The sequence below is a fragment of the Humidesulfovibrio sp. genome (assembly GCF_031082295.1).
Lineage (GTDB): Bacteria > Desulfobacterota > Desulfovibrionia > Desulfovibrionales > Desulfovibrionaceae > Humidesulfovibrio.
On record NZ_JAVHLD010000001.1, the window covers coordinates 179,249 to 196,208 of the forward strand.

A 16,960-nucleotide genomic window follows, 5' to 3' on the forward strand; every position below is an offset into this window, starting at 1 on the left:
TAATCATTCCTGTTCACAAATAGCAAAGGGGGGGGTTCTGATGGATGTTCTCATGCTCTCGCGGCTTCAGTTCGCAGCCGCAACCATGTTCCACTTCCTGTTCGTGCCGCTGACGCTTGGCATTTCGGTGCTTATCGCCTGCATGGAGACGGCCTACGCGCGCACGGGCAACGAAGTGTACAAACGCATGGCGAAATTCTGGGGGAAGCTGTTCCTGATCAATTTCACCTTGGGCGTTGTCACCGGCATCACGCTGGAGTTCCAGTTCGGCACCAACTGGTCTCGCTACTCGGCCTACGTGGGTGACATCTTTGGCTCGCTGCTGGCGATTGAGGCCACGGCGGCCTTCTTCCTTGAGTCCACCTTTATCGGCGTCTGGCACTTCGGCTGGGAGAAGCTTTCCCCCAAGGCCCACGCCATCACCGCCTGGCTGGTGGCCGGCGCGAGCAATCTTTCAGCCATCTGGATCCTCATCGCCAACGGCTTCATGCAGAACCCGCTGGGCTTTGAGATCAGAAACGGCCGCGCCGAGCTGACCGACTTCGTGGCGGTCATCACCAATCCCTGGGCCTGGAACCAGTTCGTGCACGTTGTGTCGGGCTCCTTCTGCGTCGCGTCGTTCTTCATCGCGGGCATCAGCGCCTGGCACCTGCTGCGCAAGCAGAACGAGGAGTTCTTCCTCAAGTCCTTCCGCCTTGCCGTCTATGTCGGCCTGGCTTCCTCGGCCATCGTCGCCGGGCAGGGGCACATCCACGGCAACCTGGTGGCCAAGCTGCAGCCGGTGAAGCTTGCGGCAATGGAATCGCACTGGGAGACCCGCAGCAACGCCCCCATGTATCTGCTGCAGATTCCTGACGAGAAGGGTGAGAAGAACCTGGTCGAGGCTTTGCCCGTTCCTGGCCTGCTGAGTTTCCTGGCCTACAACGATGCCAGCGCCGAGGTGAAGGGCCTGAAGGACTTTCCCGCCGAGGACCGCCCGCCCGTGGCCATCACCTTCCTTGCCTTCCGCGTCATGGTGGGCATCGGTACCCTCATGCCTCTCTTGATGCTCTTCGGCCTGCTCAAGAGCGATGTCCTGGCCAAGTACCCGCTGTACCTGAAGGCCATGGTCTGGGCCATTCCGCTGCCCTACCTGGGCATGCAGGCGGGCTGGGCCGTAGCAGAGGTCGGTCGCCAGCCCTGGATCGTGTACGGGCTCATGCGCACCTCCGACGCCGTCTCGCCCATCGCGGCCAGCCAGGCCGGAGCCTCGCTGGTGGCCATGGTGCTCCTGTACACCCTGCTCGGCGCGGCCGGTGCCTACTTGATGTTCACCTTCGCCCGCAAGGGCCCTGCGGACGCCTAAACCGTCCCATCAAAAGCCAACACAAGGGAGTCTGCTATGTTCGAGACCATCTGGTTTTTGCTCTGGGGAGTGCTTTGGGCTGTCTACTTCGTGCTGGACGGCTTTGACCTGGGCATCGGCACCTTGATGCCGTTCCTGGCCAAAAACGACTACGAAAAACGCGTCATGTACAACGCTGGCGGCCCGTTCTGGGACGGCAACGAGGTTTGGCTCCTGTCCGCAGGCGGCGTGACCTTCGCAGCCTTCCCCCAGGCCTACGCCACCATGTTCAGCGGGCTTTACTCGGCGCTCATGCTGCTGCTGTTCGCGCTGATCCTGCGCGGCGTGTCCTTTGAATTCCGCGGCAAGGTGGAGAGCGAGACCTGGCGCAAGATATGGGACACCTGCCAAGTCCTGGGCAGCTTCCTGCCTGCGCTGCTGCTTGGCGTGGCCTTCGCCAACCTGTTCCACGGCCTGCCCATCAACGAGGCCCACGTGAACACCGGCGGCCTGTTCGACCTGCTGAACCCCTACGGCCTGCTCGGCGGCGTGTTCTTCGTGGCCATGTTCTGCCTGCACGGGGCGCTGTGGCTGTCCATCCGCGCCAGGGGCGAGCTCCAGGCACGGGCCGCGGCCACCGCGGCGAAGCTCTGGCCTGCCGTGCTGGTGCTGGTGCTGGCCTTTCTGGCGTACACCTTCGTCAACACCAAGCTCTTCGGCAACTACTTCAAGAACCCGCACCTGTTCCTGATCCTGGTGGCGGCCGTGGCCGGACTGGTGATGTCGCGGGTGTACCTGGCCCAGGGCCACTACTGGAAGGCGTGGGGCGGCTCGGCGGTGTTCATCGCATGCGTGGCCATGTTCGGCGTGGTGGGCCTGTTCCCGTCCATCCTCATCTCCACACTGAACCCGCTCTGGAGCCTGACCATCCACAACGCCGCCTCCTCGCAGCTGACGCTCAAGATCATGCTCGGCGTGGCGCTGGTGTTCGTGCCCCTAGTCATCGCCTACCAGACCTGGTCGCTCATGACCTTCAGCAAGGCCATCAACTCCGAGCACGACCTGGAATACTAGTCCGCTCGCACGATCAAAAACAAAGGGCCGCTTCCGATGCATGGAGGCGGCCCTTTTCGTTCTCTCGGAAGAGAGGCTTACGTGACGCTCTTGCGCAGCGACAGCGCAAGCGCCGTGGTCAGCTTGACCACCTCTGCGTTGGAGCGGCGGATGGTGGCGGCCATGCGCTTGCCCAGCGTGAGCAGGAGCTTCACGCCCAGTTCCGGCTCGCGCCGTGCGAGATCGAAAAACTGCTCGCGGCTGGTGACGAGAAACGTGGAGTCCGTAATGGCCGTCACCGTGGCCGAGCGCTGGTCCGAGTCGATGAGCGCGACCTCGCCAAAGACCGGGTGGCTGGTGTCGTCCAAGGTGGCCAGCACCTTGCGCGGGGAGGCCATGTTCAGCAGCGGAACGCTCATTCCCGCCATGAGCATGGCCTTGGAGATCTGCACGCGCCCGCGCACCAGAATGTACATCTCCTCGCCGGTCTGGCCCTCGGCAACCACAACGCTCCCGGCCGGGCGGGTCTCCTCGTGGAAGATGGACTCGACCTTGCCGATCTCGGCGGCGTCTAGGCCATGGAACACCGGTATGGTGGAGAAATCCATGACGCTCATGACTTGTCTTCCCCTGCGTCCGCACGCAGCACCAGCACGCCGTCATAGTTGGCAAGGGGCTGGCCGTCCGGGGGATTCACCAGCACGCTGGCGCCCTGGCTGCCGAGCTTGGTCTCCCGGCCGTGGGACTGGAACAGCTCCAGGATGAACTGGTCCAGGGCCGAGCCGGCGTCGAGGATGTCCTCCAGGGCGAGGCTGCGCGCGGTTTGGCACAGGGCCAGGGCCAGGCTGCCGTCCTTGCGGCGCAGGTTGGCGGAGAGCTCTCCCCAACTGCCGGCCCTGTCCTGCTCCGAGAGGCGACGCAGACTGAGGCCCGGGCGCCCCTGAAGGCCGAGCATGGTCTGGAGCAGGCTCCAGGCCGGGGGCGCGGTGCCAAGCAGGGCCAGCACGCCGCTTGAAATCTCGCCCCGGTCGATGAGGTCGGTGACGCCGGCGCGCAGCAGGTGCACGCGGTTCTCGGCCATGGCCGCCTCGGCGTAGATGGGGACCTTTGGCGCCATGCCGCGCACGGTGAGGGCCGCGTAAATGCTCTGCTGGTCGGACTCGTGCGGGGGCATGTTGTCCTGGCGCAGGATGTAGATGAGCGAGGCGTTGTCCGGCCTGGCCTTGTGCACCACGTTTTCCTGGGCGATCTTGCCCGACACGAAGAACAACCGCTCGCCCAGGTCGAGCTGGAAGGCGATCTCGTCGCGGCGTTCCTGGGGCAGGTCCGTGACCAGCACCAGCCCGTCCCGGTCCAACAGGCCGTTATCGCGCAGGCCGCGCACCAGCCCAGGGACCGAGGAGTTCCAACCAAGGATGATGACGTGCCCGCTGATTTTCACTTCCAGGAGCCCCTTGCGTTTCTTGGCCTTGCGCTCCACCAGGAGCGAGGCCAGGTTGCCGGTGAGGGTGGAGACCAGGCCGATGCCGCTGGCCATGACAAGGATGCCGATGATCTTTCCGGTGTTGGTGGCGGGCACGATGTCGCCATAGCCCACGGTGGTCATGGTGACCACGCTCCACCACAGGGCGGCGAACAGCCCAGGCACGGTGGTGCGGCTCTCAAGCAGATAGATGCACGTGGAGCTCACGGTCAGGAGCACCACGATGGCAAGGGCGAGCTTGAAGGTGCCGCCCCGCATCCAGTCAGGCAGCGGGAGCTTGTTCACGATTCCGGATATTCCTTTGCGAACGAATGATACTCATACGCAGTGTATCAGACGCTCCGCAGGAATCAAGGTGGAAGTGGCGGGAGTCCCCGGCGGTTCAATCGTCCTTTTGCACCACGTGATGCCGAGGCTCCGGCCGCACGCGGAACAGGGGACGACGCAGGAACGACAAGACCCCGGCCAGGAAGGAGAAGGCCGCGCCCGCCGTAAGCGCCGCGCGAAAGCCCGTGCTGAAGGCCTCGACCGTGTCCAGGCCCGCAACCTGCGCCCGGCCCTGGGCCACGCTGAACACGGTGATGGCCGCTGCGATGCCCGAGACCATGCCCACGTTGCGCACAAGGGCCAGAAAGCCCCCCACCAGGCCGATCTTGTCCTGGGGCGCGCTGGTCAGCACGGAGTTGTTGTTGGGCGACATGTAGATGCCCACCCCAAGGCCGATGACGACCTGCCCCAGAAACACGCGCCACAGGGGGGTGCTCGGCACGAACAGCGACTGCCCGAGCAGGCCCACGCACAGGATGGAAAGCCCGACGGTGGTCAGGGTGGCGAAGTTGACGCGCTCGGACAGGTAGCCGCTGAGCGGGGAAACCACGGCCATGACCAGCGGCAAGGTGGAGAGCACGATGCCGGTCATGAACGGGGTGAGGTTCAGCTGCCCCTGCAGGTAGAACGGCAGCAGGATGGCGTTGGAAAACATGGACATGAAGGCCAGGAAGGCCACGATGTTGCCTGACAAAAACGGCCAGATGCGGAAAAGCGAGAGGTCGATCATGGGGTGGTTGGTGCGCTTTTCCCACAGCACGAAGCAGGGAAAGGCCACCAGGGCGACCAGCGCGCTGGCGAAAACCTCGGGCGAGGTCCAGCCCCAGTCGCGGCCGTGGGTCATGACCAGCAGCAGCCCGATCATGGCCGCGGCGAAAAGCGCCGCGCCAGCGAGATCCAGCGTTTCGTCGCGCAGGCGCTCGAGCGGGGGCAGAAAACGCCGCGTGAGCCACAGCCCGGCCATGCCGATGGGCAAATTCACGTAAAATACGCTGCGCCAGCCGAAAGCCTGGATCATGAGGCCGCCCAGGCCGGGGCCGGTTAGCGAGCCCAGGGCCACGGTCATGCCGATGATGCCGAGCGCACGGCCGCGTGTCGCGCCGGGGAAGGCCGCCATGATGATGGCCGGCCCATTGGCCATGAGCATGGCCGCGCCCACGCCCTGAAGCAGGCGCGCGCCGACGAGGGCCATGAGGTTCGGGGCCGCGCCGCAAATCATGGACGCCGCGGTGAAGGCGATGAAGCCGAGGGAGTACATGCGGCGGCGGCCATACATGTCGCCCATGCGCCCGAACAGCGGCAGCAGGCATGAGATGACCAGAAAGTAGCCCGTGACGCACCACTGGACTTCCGGCAAACTGGCCGCGAAGTTCTGCGCCACGGTGGGCAAGGCCGTGTTCACAATGCCCGAGTCCAGCGTGGCCATGAAGGTGCCGGAGGCGGCCACGCTGAATGCTCGCCAGTCGCCGGACGGCTGCTTCATTTCCTGCTGCTGCATATTCCTCCCCGCATTTGCGCGGTGTGGTGTCAGTATTCCATTTGACACCCTCAATCAAGCGTTTTAATCTAGCGTTTCAAATCGCAGCAAGGAGAGTCGCATGGCCCTGGATTCCGGTGAGGACACAAAGCGGAGGCTCTTGGACGCCGCCGGAGAGGTATTCTCCAGGCAGGGATACAAGGCCGCCACGGTGCGCACCATCTGCCGCATGGCCGGAGCCAACGTGGCCGCCGTGCACTACCATTTCGGCGGCAAGGAGGGGCTCTACTCGGCCCTGCTTTCCGAGGCCTTTGAAACCGGCCTGCGGCGCTATCCGCCGGACATGGGCCTGCCTGCGGACGCCCCGGCCGAAGCAAGGCTTTACGCCTTCATCCACTCCTTTCTCCTGCGCATGCTGGGCGAAGGCAAGAGCGCCTGGTGCGGCAAGCTCATGGACCGCGAAATGCGCGACCCCACTCCGGCCCTCGATTCGCTGGTGCAGCGCCACATCCTGCCGCTGTCCGAGCAGCTGCGCGGCATCGTGGCCCAGCTCCTCGGCAACGGCGCAGAACCCGATGCCCCGCAAACCCGCCTGTGTGCCATGAGCATCGCGGGCCAATGCCAGTACGTGTTCCGCTCCAAGGCCATCATCGACCGCCTGGCTCCGGAGATGCGCTTCGACGAGGCGGGCATTCGGGCATTGGCCGGACATATCACGCGCTTTTCGCTTTGCGCCCTGAAGAACTTCGCCGATTCCGCCGAAATGGCAGACAAGATTGGCTGCCCCCCCTAGGGCGCAATCCCATACGTTTCTCAAAGGACCTCACCGGATGACCCAGAGCGACCCCCGCGCCCGTCTCGTCCACAAGCCAAGCCTCATGCCGGGAGTCGTGTTCCTCTGCGCCTGGCTGCTGGCGGCCGGCCTGCTCTGCGCCTGCGGCAAGGGCGAGGACAAGGCGGCCAAGGGCAAGCGCCCCATCCCCGTCGCCGTGGCCGAGGCCAAAGCCATGGACGTGCCGGTGCTCGTGGTGGCAGTGGGCAACGTGGAGGCTTACGCCAGCGTGGTCATCAAGCCGCAGGTCAGCGGCGTCATCGCCAAGCAGCTGGTGCGCGACGGCCAGGACGTGCGCAAGGGCACCCCGCTCTTCGTCATCGACCAACGCACCTACCAGGCCTCGCTGCAAGAGGCACTGGCCCGCCTGCAAAAAGACCAGGCCCAGTCCAAGAAGGCCGAGGACGACCTCAAGCGCTTCCAGGCCCTGTACGAGCAGGGGGCCGTGAGCCGCGAACAGCTGGAGCAGATCCAGGCCAACACCATCGGCCTGCGCGCCTCCCTGGCGCTGGACCAGGCCCAGGTGCAGCAGGCCAGGCTCCAGCTTGGCTACGCCAGCATCGCCTCGCCCATCGACGGGCGCGCCGGGCATGTGCTCGTGCAGGAAGGCAACGTGGTCAAGGCCAACGACGACCGCGTGCTCGTGGTCATCAACCAGGTGGAGCCCATCTACGTTTCCTTCGCCGTGCCGGAACGCTATCTGCCGGAGATACAGAAGCAGGCTGCCCTGGGGGAGCTGCGCGTAGAGGCCCAGACCGCCGAGGGCGTCGTGCTCGACACCGGCAAGCTCGACAGCATCGACAACGCCGTGGACAAGGCCACGGGAACCATCCGCCTCAAGGCCGAGTTCCGCAACAAGGCCAAGACCCTCTGGCCGGGACAGTTCGTGCGCGCCTTCCTGCGGCTGGCGGAACGCAAGAACGCCGTGGTCATTCCAGCCCAGGCCGTGCAGACCGGCGTGTCCGGCTCCTTCGTCTTCGTGGTAAAGGCCGAGCAGACCGTGGAGCTGCGCAACGTCAGCGTGAGCCCGGCCCCTGAGCAGGCCGTTGTGGTGGACCAGGGCGTGGCTCCCGGCGAGAAGGTCGTGGTGGACGGGCAGGTCATGCTTGTGCCGGGCGCGATGGTGGAGATAAAGGCCGCGGCGCCGGCGGCACCGGCCAGCGCCACCCAGGCCAACGCCACCCAGGCCAACGCCACCCAGGCCAGCATCACCCAGGGCGTCGCCCCTCCGCTGGCCGGTACAAAGCCGTGAACCCCGCGCGCATATTCATCGAGCGTCCGGTCATGACCACCCTGGTCATGGCCGCCATCCTCATTTTCGGCGTCATGGCCTACTTCAAGCTGCCCGTGAGCGACCTGCCAAACGTGGACTTCCCCACCCTGCAGGTCTCTGCCAGCATGCCCGGAGCCAGCCCGGAGACCATGGCGGCCTCCATCGCCACGCCGCTTGAGAAGGAATTCTCCAACATCTCCGGCATCGACTCCATGACCTCCACGAGCACGCTCGGCAGCACCCGCATCACGCTGCAGTTCAACCTGGAGCGCAACATCGACGCCGCAGCCCAGGACGTGCAGGCGGCCATCGCCTCGGCCCAGCGCAACCTTCCCTCGGACCTGCCCTCGCCCCCGGTGCTGCGCAAGGTCAATCCCGCGGACCAGCCCATCCTGTACCTGGCCGTGTCCTCGCCCACCATGCCGCTCTATCAGGTCAACGAGTACGCCGAGACGCTGCTGGCCCAGCGCATCTCCATGATCAGCGGCGTGGCCCAGGTCATGGTCTACGGACAGCAGAAGTACGCCGTGCGCGTGCAGCTCGACCCCAACCAGCTGGCCAGCCGGGAGATCGGCGTGGACGAGGTGGCCGATGCCGTGCGCAAGGGCAACTCCAACATCGCCACGGGCACGCTCACCGGCCCCATGCGCGAGTACACCGTGCAGGCCAGCGGCCAGCTGAACGACGCCGCGGCCTACCGCCCGCTGGTGGTCGCGTACCGGGGCGGCGCGCCCGTGCGCCTCTCCGACATCGGCAACGCCATCGACTCCGCCGAGAACAACAAGCGCGCCAACCGCTTCAACAACGTGCCCGCCCTGATCCTGGCCGTGCAGCGCCAGCCCGGCACCAACACCGTGGGCGTCGTCGACGCCATCAAGAAGGTGCTGCCGGACTACGTGGGCCAGCTGCCCGCCTCGGTCAAGGTGGAAACGCTCATCGACCGCTCCGAGTCCATCCGCGAGAGCGTGGACGACGTGAAGTTCACCCTTGTGCTCACCGTTTTCCTGGTGGTGCTGGTCATCTTCCTGTTCCTCAGGAACGTCTCGGCCACCATCATCCCGAGCCTGGCGCTGCCCATGAGCGTCATCGGCACCTTCGCCTGCATGCTCCAGTTCGGGTTCAACCTGGACAACATCTCGCTCATGGCGCTGACGCTGGCCGTGGGTTTCGTGGTGGACGACGCCATCGTGGTGCTGGAAAACATCGTGCGCCACACCGAGGGCGGCCTGCTCCCGCGCGAAGCCGCCCTCAAGGGCTCGAAGGAGATCGGCTTCACCATCGTGTCCATGACCATCTCGCTGGCGGCGGTGTTCCTGCCGGTGCTGTTCATGGGCGGGGTGGTGGGACGGCTGTTCAACGAATTCGCCGTGACCATCGTCGCGGCCATCCTCATCTCCGGCTTCGTGTCCCTGTCGCTCACGCCCATGCTCGCCAGCCTGATGCTGAAAAAGGGCGCCCATGCCGAGCACGGCAGGCTCTACGCCGCCACCGAACGGGCGTTTCAGGCCCTGCTCAGGGGGTACGACACCACCCTCAAGTGGACCATGGTCCACCGAAGGATCACACTCGGCTTTTCGCTCGTGCTGCTGGTCTTCACCGGCGCGCTATTCGTTTACATTCCCAAGGGTTTCATCCCCAGCGAGGACATCGGCCAACTCACCGGCGTCACCGAGGCCGAGCAGGGCATCTCCCTTGAGTACATGTTGGAGCACCAGAACCGCGTGGCCGACATCATCGCCAAGGACCCCAACGTGGAGAGCTTCATGTCGCTCGTCGGCGCGGGCGGGCCGAACCCGGCTGGCAACTCCGGCCGGTTGCTCATCCGCCTGAAGCCCCGCCACGAGCGCAAGATGACCGCCGACGAAACCATGCAGTCCCTGCGCAAGAAGCTCGCAAGCGTGGTGGGCATCCGGAGCTTCCTGCAGAACCCGCCGCCCATCAACCTGGGCGCGCGCTACACCAAGGCCGAGTACCAGTTCACCCTGCAAAGCCCGAACACGGCGGAGCTGTTCCAGTACTCCCAGGCGCTGGAGGCACACCTGCGCGAACTGCCGGAACTCCAGGACGTGAACAGCGACCTGCAGCTGAAGAATCCGCAGCTGAACCTGACCATCGACCGCGACAAGGCCGCCTCCATGGGCCTGACGGCCATGCAGATCGAGGACGCCCTGGGCATCGCCTACGGTCCCCGCGAGGTGTCGACCATCTTCGCGCCAAACAACTCCTACAAGGTGCTGCTGGAGCTGGACCCCAAGTTCCAGCGCGATCCCCTGGCCGTGAACATGCTCTACGTGCGCGCCTCATCGGGCAAGCTGGTGCCTTTCTCCACCCTGGTGCGCCAGGAGTTGGGAGTCGGCCCCATGGCCGTGAACCACTCGGGCCAGCTGCCCTCGGTAACCCTCTCCTTCAACCTGCGGCCCGGCGTCTCGCTAAGCCAGGCCGTGGACAAGGTGCAGAACGCCGCGCGCGACCTGCTCCCGGCCGGGTTCAGCACGACCTTCCAGGGCACGGCCCAGGCCTTTCAGTCATCCTTCAAGGGGCTGTGGATGCTCCTCATCGTCTCCATAGTGGTCATCTACATCGTGCTGGGCATCCTGTACGAGAGCTTCATCCATCCGCTGACCATCCTCTCCGGCCTGCCGAGCGCGGGCGCGGGCGCGCTGCTCACGCTCATGCTCTTCGGGCTTGACCTGAACCTGTACGGGTTCGTGGGCATCATCATGCTCATCGGCATCGTCAAGAAGAACGCCATCATGATGATCGACTTCGCCCTGGAGGCCCAGCGCACGCAAGGCAAGGACGGCGCCACGGCCATCTACGAGGGCGCGCTGGTGCGCTTCCGGCCCATCATGATGACGACCATGGCGGCCCTCATGGGAACGTTGCCCATCGCCATGGGCTTTGGCGCGGGGGCCGAGGCTCGCAGGCCGCTGGGCCTGGCCGTGGTGGGCGGGCTCATGGTCTCGCAGCTGCTGACGCTCTACTTCACTCCAGTGTACTACGTGTACCTGGACAAGGCGCAAAAGAAGCTTTCCGGGGTGTTCAGACAAAACAAAACCGCCCCGGCGGGGGACCAGGGCAGTGACGGGGGGGGGACGGTTCCGGGCGGCGGCTAGCCGTCGATGAAATCCGAGATGAGCTTGACCAGCTTTTCGTAGTGGCCCACGGGATCTCCCGTGGCCACGGACTGCTCCTGGCAGCGCATGACATAGCGGCGCATGATCTGGGCCGTGGCCGAACGCAGGGCCGAGCGCACCGCCCGCACCTGGACCAGTATGTCCTCGCACTCCTTGCCTTCGTCTATCATGCGCTGGATGCCGCGCACCTGTCCCTCGATGCGCTTCATGCGCGCCATGACATCCTTCTTGAGCGCTTCCTGATCCTTGACTTCCTTAGCCATATCCGCCTCCTTGTGGGCTCCGGGCTCCCTCGCATGTGAGGTGCGGCAGCACGTCGAATGAAACTCATCCAACGGACCAGCGCATTCCCCCTGCCTGCATGGGGTACGCCGACCTTGGCTCACATCTTCTTCTATAACTGTGGCATCGAATGCGGCAGTTGGCAAGGGGAGCCTCTCAGCTTTATTCTTAGCCCGCACTCCGAACCGACGGATGGCAGATACAGAACATTTCCTACCAATGCAATCTGAAATATCCAATGTTGGAGAAGAGCCGGGAGCGGAACTGCCCGCCCCCGGCCCGTGCGGCTCTACTTCTTCTTGTTGTCGATGATTTCGCAGTTGCCATCCTTCGTGCACTTGGTGGTGGCTTCCAGGTAGTACACTTCCTTGACATCCTTGCGCATTTCGCGGGTCATATAGTAGGCCTCACCGCTGCGGGCACCGGTGGCGCACACGAACACGGTGGGCTTGTCGAACTTCATGCCGGGCAGCTTCTTCTCCAGCTCGTTGACGGTCATGTTGACCGAGCCCTTGATGTGGCCTGCGGCGAACTCGTCAGCGTCGCGCACGTCGATGATGGTGATGCTCTCCGGCTTCTCGGCGACGATCTTCTTGAACTGCTCGGTGTTGAAGGCGCCTTCCACGCCGCCGGTCTGTACCTTGAGGCCGCCGCCAGCCGCGCCATACGCCTTGGTCCAGGCGGGCTCGCCGGCCTCGAAGACCTTCACGTTGGTGTAGCCCAGGGCCTGGGCCTTCTTGGCGCTGGAGTGGCTCAGGGGACAGGCGTAGCCGCCGCAGAAGAACACCAGCTCGGTGGCCTTGTCGGCAGGCAGGAGGCCGGTCTTCTTGTCGAAGGCGGAGTCGGGAATGGAGACGGCGGAGGGGATGCTGCCCTCAAGGAACTTCACCAGCGGGCGGGAGTCGACCAACTGGAAGTTCTCACCCTTGCTGATCTTTTCCTTCACGACTTCCAGGCCAATGGCCGGGACGTTGCCAGCCTTCACCCATTCCGGGTAGCCGCCGGGGAACACCTTGACGCTCTTGTAGCCGAGCTTCTCGGCCTTCTTGGCGGAAGAGTGCGAGAGCTTGCACTCCGGTCCTTCGCAGTAATAGACCAGGGTGGTATTCTTGTCCTTGGGCAGCAGGTCGAGGTGCTTGTCGAACTCGCTGTCGGGGATGCTGACGGCGGTGGGGATGTATCCCTGGATGTACTTGCCCTTGAACGGGCGGGCATCGATGAGCATGACGCCCTCGGGGTGCGGCACCTTCACCAGGGGCTTCACGTAGTCGATGCCGACGAGGTTCTTGTAGAACCAGTCGGGGTTGGCGGCCTGGGCCTGGACCGTGAAGGCCAGAGCCAGGATCAGCGCCAGAAACACCTGGCCGATCCGGTGGTTGAGAAGCTTGCTGTGACGCATGGTTTTCTCCTGTGTGTCGAGGGTTTATGCCTTTTTCAGACCAGAGGGCTTCCCTCTGGCCCGTTCTTGACCGGTCTACTTCGTGCCCGTGTCGCCCTTGTCCAGGGTCTCCACCCACAGGCCGTGGTGATGGCGGGCGTAGTCCTCGGGCACCACGCCGGTGAACATGCTTCGGAAGCCGGGCTTTTCCTCCGGCGAGATGGCCGCCATGTAGATGTGCACGAGCAGGCCAGCGAAGACCAGGCCCACGGCCAAATAGTGCACGGTCACGGCCCAGCCGATGAGAACCGTGGCCGAGGCCGGGAGCAGCTTGTCGGACAGGAGCAGCACCGCGCCCGAAAGCACGATGGCCACACCGCCCGCAACCGAGGCCTGGGCAAAGGCCTTCTGGCCCATGTTGTAGTAGCCCTGGGGCGGCAGTTCACCGCCGATGCCCACCGTCATGCGGCCCATCTTGCGGATTATCCAGCTCATGTCGCCGGGGCGCACGCTGAAGATCTCCTTCAGGAAGAACCGTGCGCCGCGGGCGTTCACGGCAAGATAGGCGAGGATGCCCAGCACCCAGAGAACGCCGGCCACCTCGTGGATGACCAGCAGCACCGCTCCGCCAGCGCTGCCGCCGCCGAAAAGGGCGCGCAGGGCGTCGGGCAGCCATGCCCCCAGCGGGTTCAGGCGCTCGTTCTTGATGAGCCCGAGGCCGGTGATGAGCAGCACCAGCCAGCTGGCCGCGTTGAACCAGTGGATGAAGATGTCGGAAGCGTCGTGGCGCTTGAGGTTACGCATGACCGTCCTCCTTCTTGTCGCCTGTCGGCCTCTCGTCCGCCGGCTTGCCGCCATGATCATGCGGACCGGCCCCCGCGAACAGCTGCCGCCCGAGCATGGCCAGCACGCCGAGGGAGGACAGGCCCACCGCCCACTTCACCACCGGGGCCACAACCCCGGCCAGGAAGTCGAAGGACAGCGGATCCACGGGCTGCACGGCCCAGCCATCGGGCGCGGTGGAGGCGATGTAGTACATGTTGGGCTTGGTATCCCGGTTCTTGGCGACGACGCGCACCACCTTGCCCTGGTTCGCGGCCAGCAGCTTGGCGGCCTCGCTGTTCGGGTCGTTGATGTCGCCGAACACGCGAGCCTTGGTGGGGCAGGTGTCGACGCAGGCCGGGGCCAGCCCTGCGGCACGCCGCTCAGGGCAGTAGTCGCACTTGTCGGCGATGCGCTTTTGCGGATCGCGGAAACGCGCGCCGTACGGGCAGGCCTTGATGCAGTTGCCGCAGCCGATGCACAGCTTGGGGTCGATGACCACGGTGCCGTCGAGCGCGTTCTTGTAGGTGGCGCCGGTGGGGCAGGCCTGCACACAGGAAGGTTCGTCGCAGTGCATGCATGCGCCGGGCTGGAAGTGACCGTGCCCCAACTTCTTGGATCCACCAGGGCCGTTTACAAACGGAGGCACGGCCTCCTTGATCCAGTTGCGCCAGGCCCCGCGCGAGACGCCGTTGGCCTGCTTGCAGGCGGCCATGCAGCCCTTGCAGTCGATGCACTTGCTGGAATCTATGACCATGGCGAGCTTCTGGTTCATGCCGCCCCCTTCTTCTTCACGCTGAGGAAGGTCTCATGGATGGCCGAGTTGCCGCAGATGGAGTCGAAGCGGGTCTCCATGAGCTCCACGATGCTCGCCCCCACTCCCTTGGTGTGCGACAGGCCACCCGAGATGCTGCCGAAGCCGCTGAGCATGTAGACCGTGTCCTTGCGGATCTTCGGCGTGACCAGGGCCTTCAGTTCGCCCTTGCCCACCGGGCTCTCCACCAGGACCACGTCGCCCTGCTTGACGCCGAGCTCCTTGGCGGCCTCGTCGTTCAGCCAGAGGGTGTTCTCCGGCTCGAACTCGCTCAAGAGCGGGTTGTTGGTGCTGCTGCCCTGTGTGACGCAGGCGCTGCGGCCAGCCACCAGCCTGAACTTGCGGGCCGCGTCGGGCGAGGCCTTGGGCGGGGCGTAGACCGGCAGCGGGTCCAGGCCCATGCCCTCGTAACGCGAGCAGTACAGCTCGATCTTCTGGCTCGGGGTCTTGAAGGGCTGGCCGTCGGTGCCGCCCAGGGGCGGATTGGGCGGATAGAACACGCCATCGCGCTTGAGGATCTCCGCGGCCTCCGGGAAGGCGGCCAGCTGCTTCAGCCGATAGGCCGGGATGTCGAAGTCGAAGAACTCGCCCAGGCCGAGCTTGCCCGCCAGAGCCTTCAGGATGTCGAACACCGGACGGCTCTCGTACAGCGGGGGGATGACCGCGTCGCGCCAGACCAGGCACGCGCCCTCCGCGCCGGACTGCAGCGCCTGCACCGGGTCGGTGCGCTCCATGGCGCTCGGCGCGGGCAGCACCAGGTCGGCCATCCAGGCCGTGTCGCTCATGGTGATGTCCACCACCATCATGAAATCGAGCTTGTCGATCATTTCGCGGGTCTTCTGCCGCTCGGGCGCGGTGGCCATGGGGTTGGTCTTGTAAACGAACCAGCCCTTGATGGGGTACGGCGCGCCCTTGATGACCGCGTCGCGGGTGAGCACAAACGATCCCTCTTCGTCAAAGAGAAGCGGCACGCTGCCCGCGTCCACGCGGCCTGGGGGGTTGTCGTCGTACCAGGGCGGCTCGGCCGGGACCTTCTTGAGCCCCGCGGGCCGTGCCGGGACCAGTCCGCCCGGACGGTCGTAGTTGCCGAGCAGCGCGTTGACGATGGCGAAGCTGCGCCGGATCTGGGTGGAGTTCTCGTAGTCGGACGTGCGGCGCCCCGGGTAGACCATGGAGGCCGGCGCCGCGGCGGCCAGCTCGCGGGCGATGCGGGCGATGTCCGCGGCAGGGATGCCGGTCTGTTCCTCGGCCCACGCCGGGGTCAGCTCCGCCACGTGGGCGGCAAGCTTGTCCAGGCCGCTGACGCGCTCGTCGATGTATTTGGCGTCGTAGAGCTTCTCGGTGATGATGACATGGGCCAGCGCCAGCATGAAGGCCATGTCCGTGCCGGGACGGATGGCGTGCCATTCCGAGGCCAGGGCCGCGCTCTTGGTGTAGCGCGGGTCCAGCACCACGACCTTGGCGCCTTCCTTCATGATGGTGACGAGGTCCATGCTGTCGGGCGTGACGAGCGCCTCCAAACGGTTGGCCCCGGCCAGGATGACGTACTTGCTGTTCCTCACGTCCGGCAGGGGCACGTCGCCAAAGGTGTCCACAAAGGCCCGGTTGCCGGAGAGCAGGCAAAGCGACTCGTGGCTGGTGACGTTGAAGGAGCCGAAGACCTCGGCGAAGCGGTTGACAAAACCGCTCTGCATGTCCGCCCCGGCGCTGAAAAGCATGCCGCAGCGGGTATGCTTGGCGGCGATGTCCTTCATCTTGGAGGCGGCAAGCTCCAGCGCCTCGTCCCAGGAGATGGACTTCCACTTGCCCTCGCCGCGCTTGCCCACGCGCAGCATGGGGGTCTTCAGGCGGTCAGGATCGTAGACCTGCGCCACGCCCGCGTTTCCACGCGCGCAAAGCATCCCGCGCGACTTGGTGAACTTGGGGTTCGGGTCGAGCTTGGTGATGACGCCCTTCTCCACCCGGGCGATGAGCCCGCAGCGGTTGAAGCACATGTCGCAGACGCTGAACTTCGATTCCCAGTTGGGCGCCGTGGCGGCAGGCGCGGCCTTGGCCTCGGGCGCGGCGACGGCGGTCATGGCCGAGGCCGCCACCGTCGTTGCAGCCGCTCCGGCCAGGCGCATGAAGTCGCGCCGGGAAATCTGACTGGTGTCGCTATCGCTCATGGTGAGCCCCTTATTGGGTCTGGCGGCGGGCCAGAGAGGATATCTCCCGGCCCGCCGCGCGGTCCTGTGCTGCGGCTAGTTGCACTTGGCCGGCGTAGGAGAATCCTTGGCGTAGTCGTGCAGGTAGGCAAAAATGTCTGCGCGGTCGGCTTCGGAAACAGCCTTCCACTCCTTGACGCACTTGACTCCCTCCCACTTGGCGAAGGTCTTCTTCCAGTCGGCCTGTGTCTTGGAGCTGGGGGAAAGGTCGGAGGCGGTGGTTCCGTGGCAGGTGCGGCACTTCTGCCTGTACAGGAACTTTCCCTTGCGGGCGTTGCCCTCGGCATAAGCCAGGCTGGCTGCGGCCAGGGCCAGGATCAGGGCGGCGATCACGCCAATGCTGCTGCGCTTCATGGTATTCTCCTTTGTTTGCTTTCATACAGCGCGTGCAGCCCACCCGGACTCCACGCCGCTCTTCACTCTGCAATTCATATATACCCATACGGGGTACCAGTGTCAAGCCTCTGCAATGAACTTTAGCACAAAATAGATCAAAAGTATGGCCACAATCTCATGATTTCTCGCAACGTCGGAACCAGCACCCTAACCCCTTG

General features: G+C 65.0%; 14 protein-coding genes. 5 read left to right on the forward strand and 9 right to left on the reverse strand.

Features of this window, described 5'->3' with window-relative positions; genetic code table 11:
• The first annotated feature begins 40 nt into the window (after positions 1–40).
• Together RDU24_RS00790 and cydB are read left to right on the forward strand one after the other, a co-directional pair.
• The gene (locus RDU24_RS00790) at positions 41–1,345 is read left to right on the forward strand and encodes a cytochrome ubiquinol oxidase subunit I (protein ID WP_308733815.1); all 1,305 of its coding nucleotides are present in this window, start codon (positions 41–43) and stop codon (positions 1,343–1,345) included.
• A 36-nt stretch (positions 1,346–1,381) separates the two neighbouring features.
• Positions 1,382–2,398 carry a cytochrome d ubiquinol oxidase subunit II gene (gene cydB, locus RDU24_RS00795; RefSeq protein WP_308733816.1) on the forward strand — a complete coding sequence of 339 codons (1,017 nt, stop codon included), beginning with the start codon at positions 1,382–1,384 and terminating at the stop codon, positions 2,396–2,398.
• A gap of 77 nt (positions 2,399–2,475) precedes the next feature.
• On the opposite strand, the gene RDU24_RS00800 is transcribed toward cydB, so the two are convergent.
• The 3 genes from RDU24_RS00800 to RDU24_RS00810 all read right to left on the reverse strand — a co-directional run bounded on the left by RDU24_RS00800 (position 2,476) and on the right by RDU24_RS00810 (position 5,685).
• Positions 2,476–2,994: a cyclic nucleotide-binding domain-containing protein gene (locus RDU24_RS00800; RefSeq protein WP_308733817.1), complete on the reverse strand. Its 519-nt coding sequence runs from the start codon at positions 2,992–2,994 to the stop codon at positions 2,476–2,478.
• Complete coding sequence (locus RDU24_RS00805; RefSeq protein WP_308733818.1) at positions 2,991–4,145, reverse strand: ion channel; 1,155 nt, start codon at positions 4,143–4,145, stop codon at positions 2,991–2,993. Before RDU24_RS00805 ends, RDU24_RS00800 begins: the two co-directional genes overlap by 4 nt.
• A gap of 97 nt (positions 4,146–4,242) precedes the next feature.
• A complete protein-coding gene (locus RDU24_RS00810; RefSeq protein ID WP_308733819.1) occupies positions 4,243–5,685 on the reverse strand; it encodes an MFS transporter in 1,443 nt (480 codons plus the stop codon).
• A 100-nt stretch (positions 5,686–5,785) separates the two neighbouring features.
• On the opposite strand from RDU24_RS00810, the gene RDU24_RS00815 reads away from it, so the two are divergent.
• The 3 genes from RDU24_RS00815 to RDU24_RS00825 are packed head-to-tail and all read left to right on the forward strand — an operon-like array spanning position 5,786 to position 10,885.
• Positions 5,786–6,457 carry a CerR family C-terminal domain-containing protein gene (locus tag RDU24_RS00815; RefSeq protein ID WP_308733820.1) on the forward strand — a complete coding sequence of 224 codons (672 nt, stop codon included), beginning with the start codon at positions 5,786–5,788 and terminating at the stop codon, positions 6,455–6,457.
• 37 nt (positions 6,458–6,494) lie between these two features.
• Positions 6,495–7,748 carry an efflux RND transporter periplasmic adaptor subunit gene (locus RDU24_RS00820; protein WP_308733821.1) on the forward strand — a complete coding sequence of 418 codons (1,254 nt, stop codon included), beginning with the start codon at positions 6,495–6,497 and terminating at the stop codon, positions 7,746–7,748.
• Complete coding sequence (locus RDU24_RS00825) at positions 7,745–10,885, forward strand: efflux RND transporter permease subunit (protein WP_308733822.1); 3,141 nt, start codon at positions 7,745–7,747, stop codon at positions 10,883–10,885. The genes RDU24_RS00820 and RDU24_RS00825 overlap by 4 nt, the downstream gene beginning before the upstream one ends.
• Here the strand turns inward: RDU24_RS00825 and RDU24_RS00830 are convergent.
• The 6 genes from RDU24_RS00830 to RDU24_RS00855 all read right to left on the reverse strand — a co-directional run bounded on the left by RDU24_RS00830 (position 10,882) and on the right by RDU24_RS00855 (position 16,760).
• Positions 10,882–11,169, reverse strand: coding sequence for a metal-sensitive transcriptional regulator (locus tag RDU24_RS00830; protein WP_308733823.1), 288 nt, complete (start codon positions 11,167–11,169; stop codon positions 10,882–10,884). The two genes, RDU24_RS00825 and RDU24_RS00830, sit on opposite strands and share 4 nt — an antisense overlap.
• Before the next feature lie 308 nt (positions 11,170–11,477).
• Positions 11,478–12,587: a rhodanese-like domain-containing protein gene (locus tag RDU24_RS00835; RefSeq protein WP_308733824.1), complete on the reverse strand. Its 1,110-nt coding sequence runs from the start codon at positions 12,585–12,587 to the stop codon at positions 11,478–11,480.
• A 75-nt stretch (positions 12,588–12,662) separates the two neighbouring features.
• Positions 12,663–13,370 carry a formate dehydrogenase subunit gamma gene (locus RDU24_RS00840; protein WP_308733825.1) on the reverse strand — a complete coding sequence of 236 codons (708 nt, stop codon included), beginning with the start codon at positions 13,368–13,370 and terminating at the stop codon, positions 12,663–12,665.
• Positions 13,363–14,163, reverse strand: coding sequence for a 4Fe-4S dicluster domain-containing protein (locus RDU24_RS00845; RefSeq protein ID WP_308733826.1), 801 nt, complete (start codon positions 14,161–14,163; stop codon positions 13,363–13,365). Before RDU24_RS00845 ends, RDU24_RS00840 begins: the two co-directional genes overlap by 8 nt.
• On the reverse strand, positions 14,160–16,367 hold the full coding sequence (locus tag RDU24_RS00850) for a molybdopterin-containing oxidoreductase family protein (RefSeq protein WP_308733827.1): 2,208 nt from the start codon (positions 16,365–16,367) through the stop codon (positions 14,160–14,162). The genes RDU24_RS00845 and RDU24_RS00850 overlap by 4 nt, the downstream gene beginning before the upstream one ends.
• Before the next feature lie 75 nt (positions 16,368–16,442).
• Positions 16,443–16,760: a c-type cytochrome gene (locus RDU24_RS00855; RefSeq protein ID WP_308733828.1), complete on the reverse strand. Its 318-nt coding sequence runs from the start codon at positions 16,758–16,760 to the stop codon at positions 16,443–16,445.
• Positions 16,761–16,960: the final 200 nt, after the last annotated feature.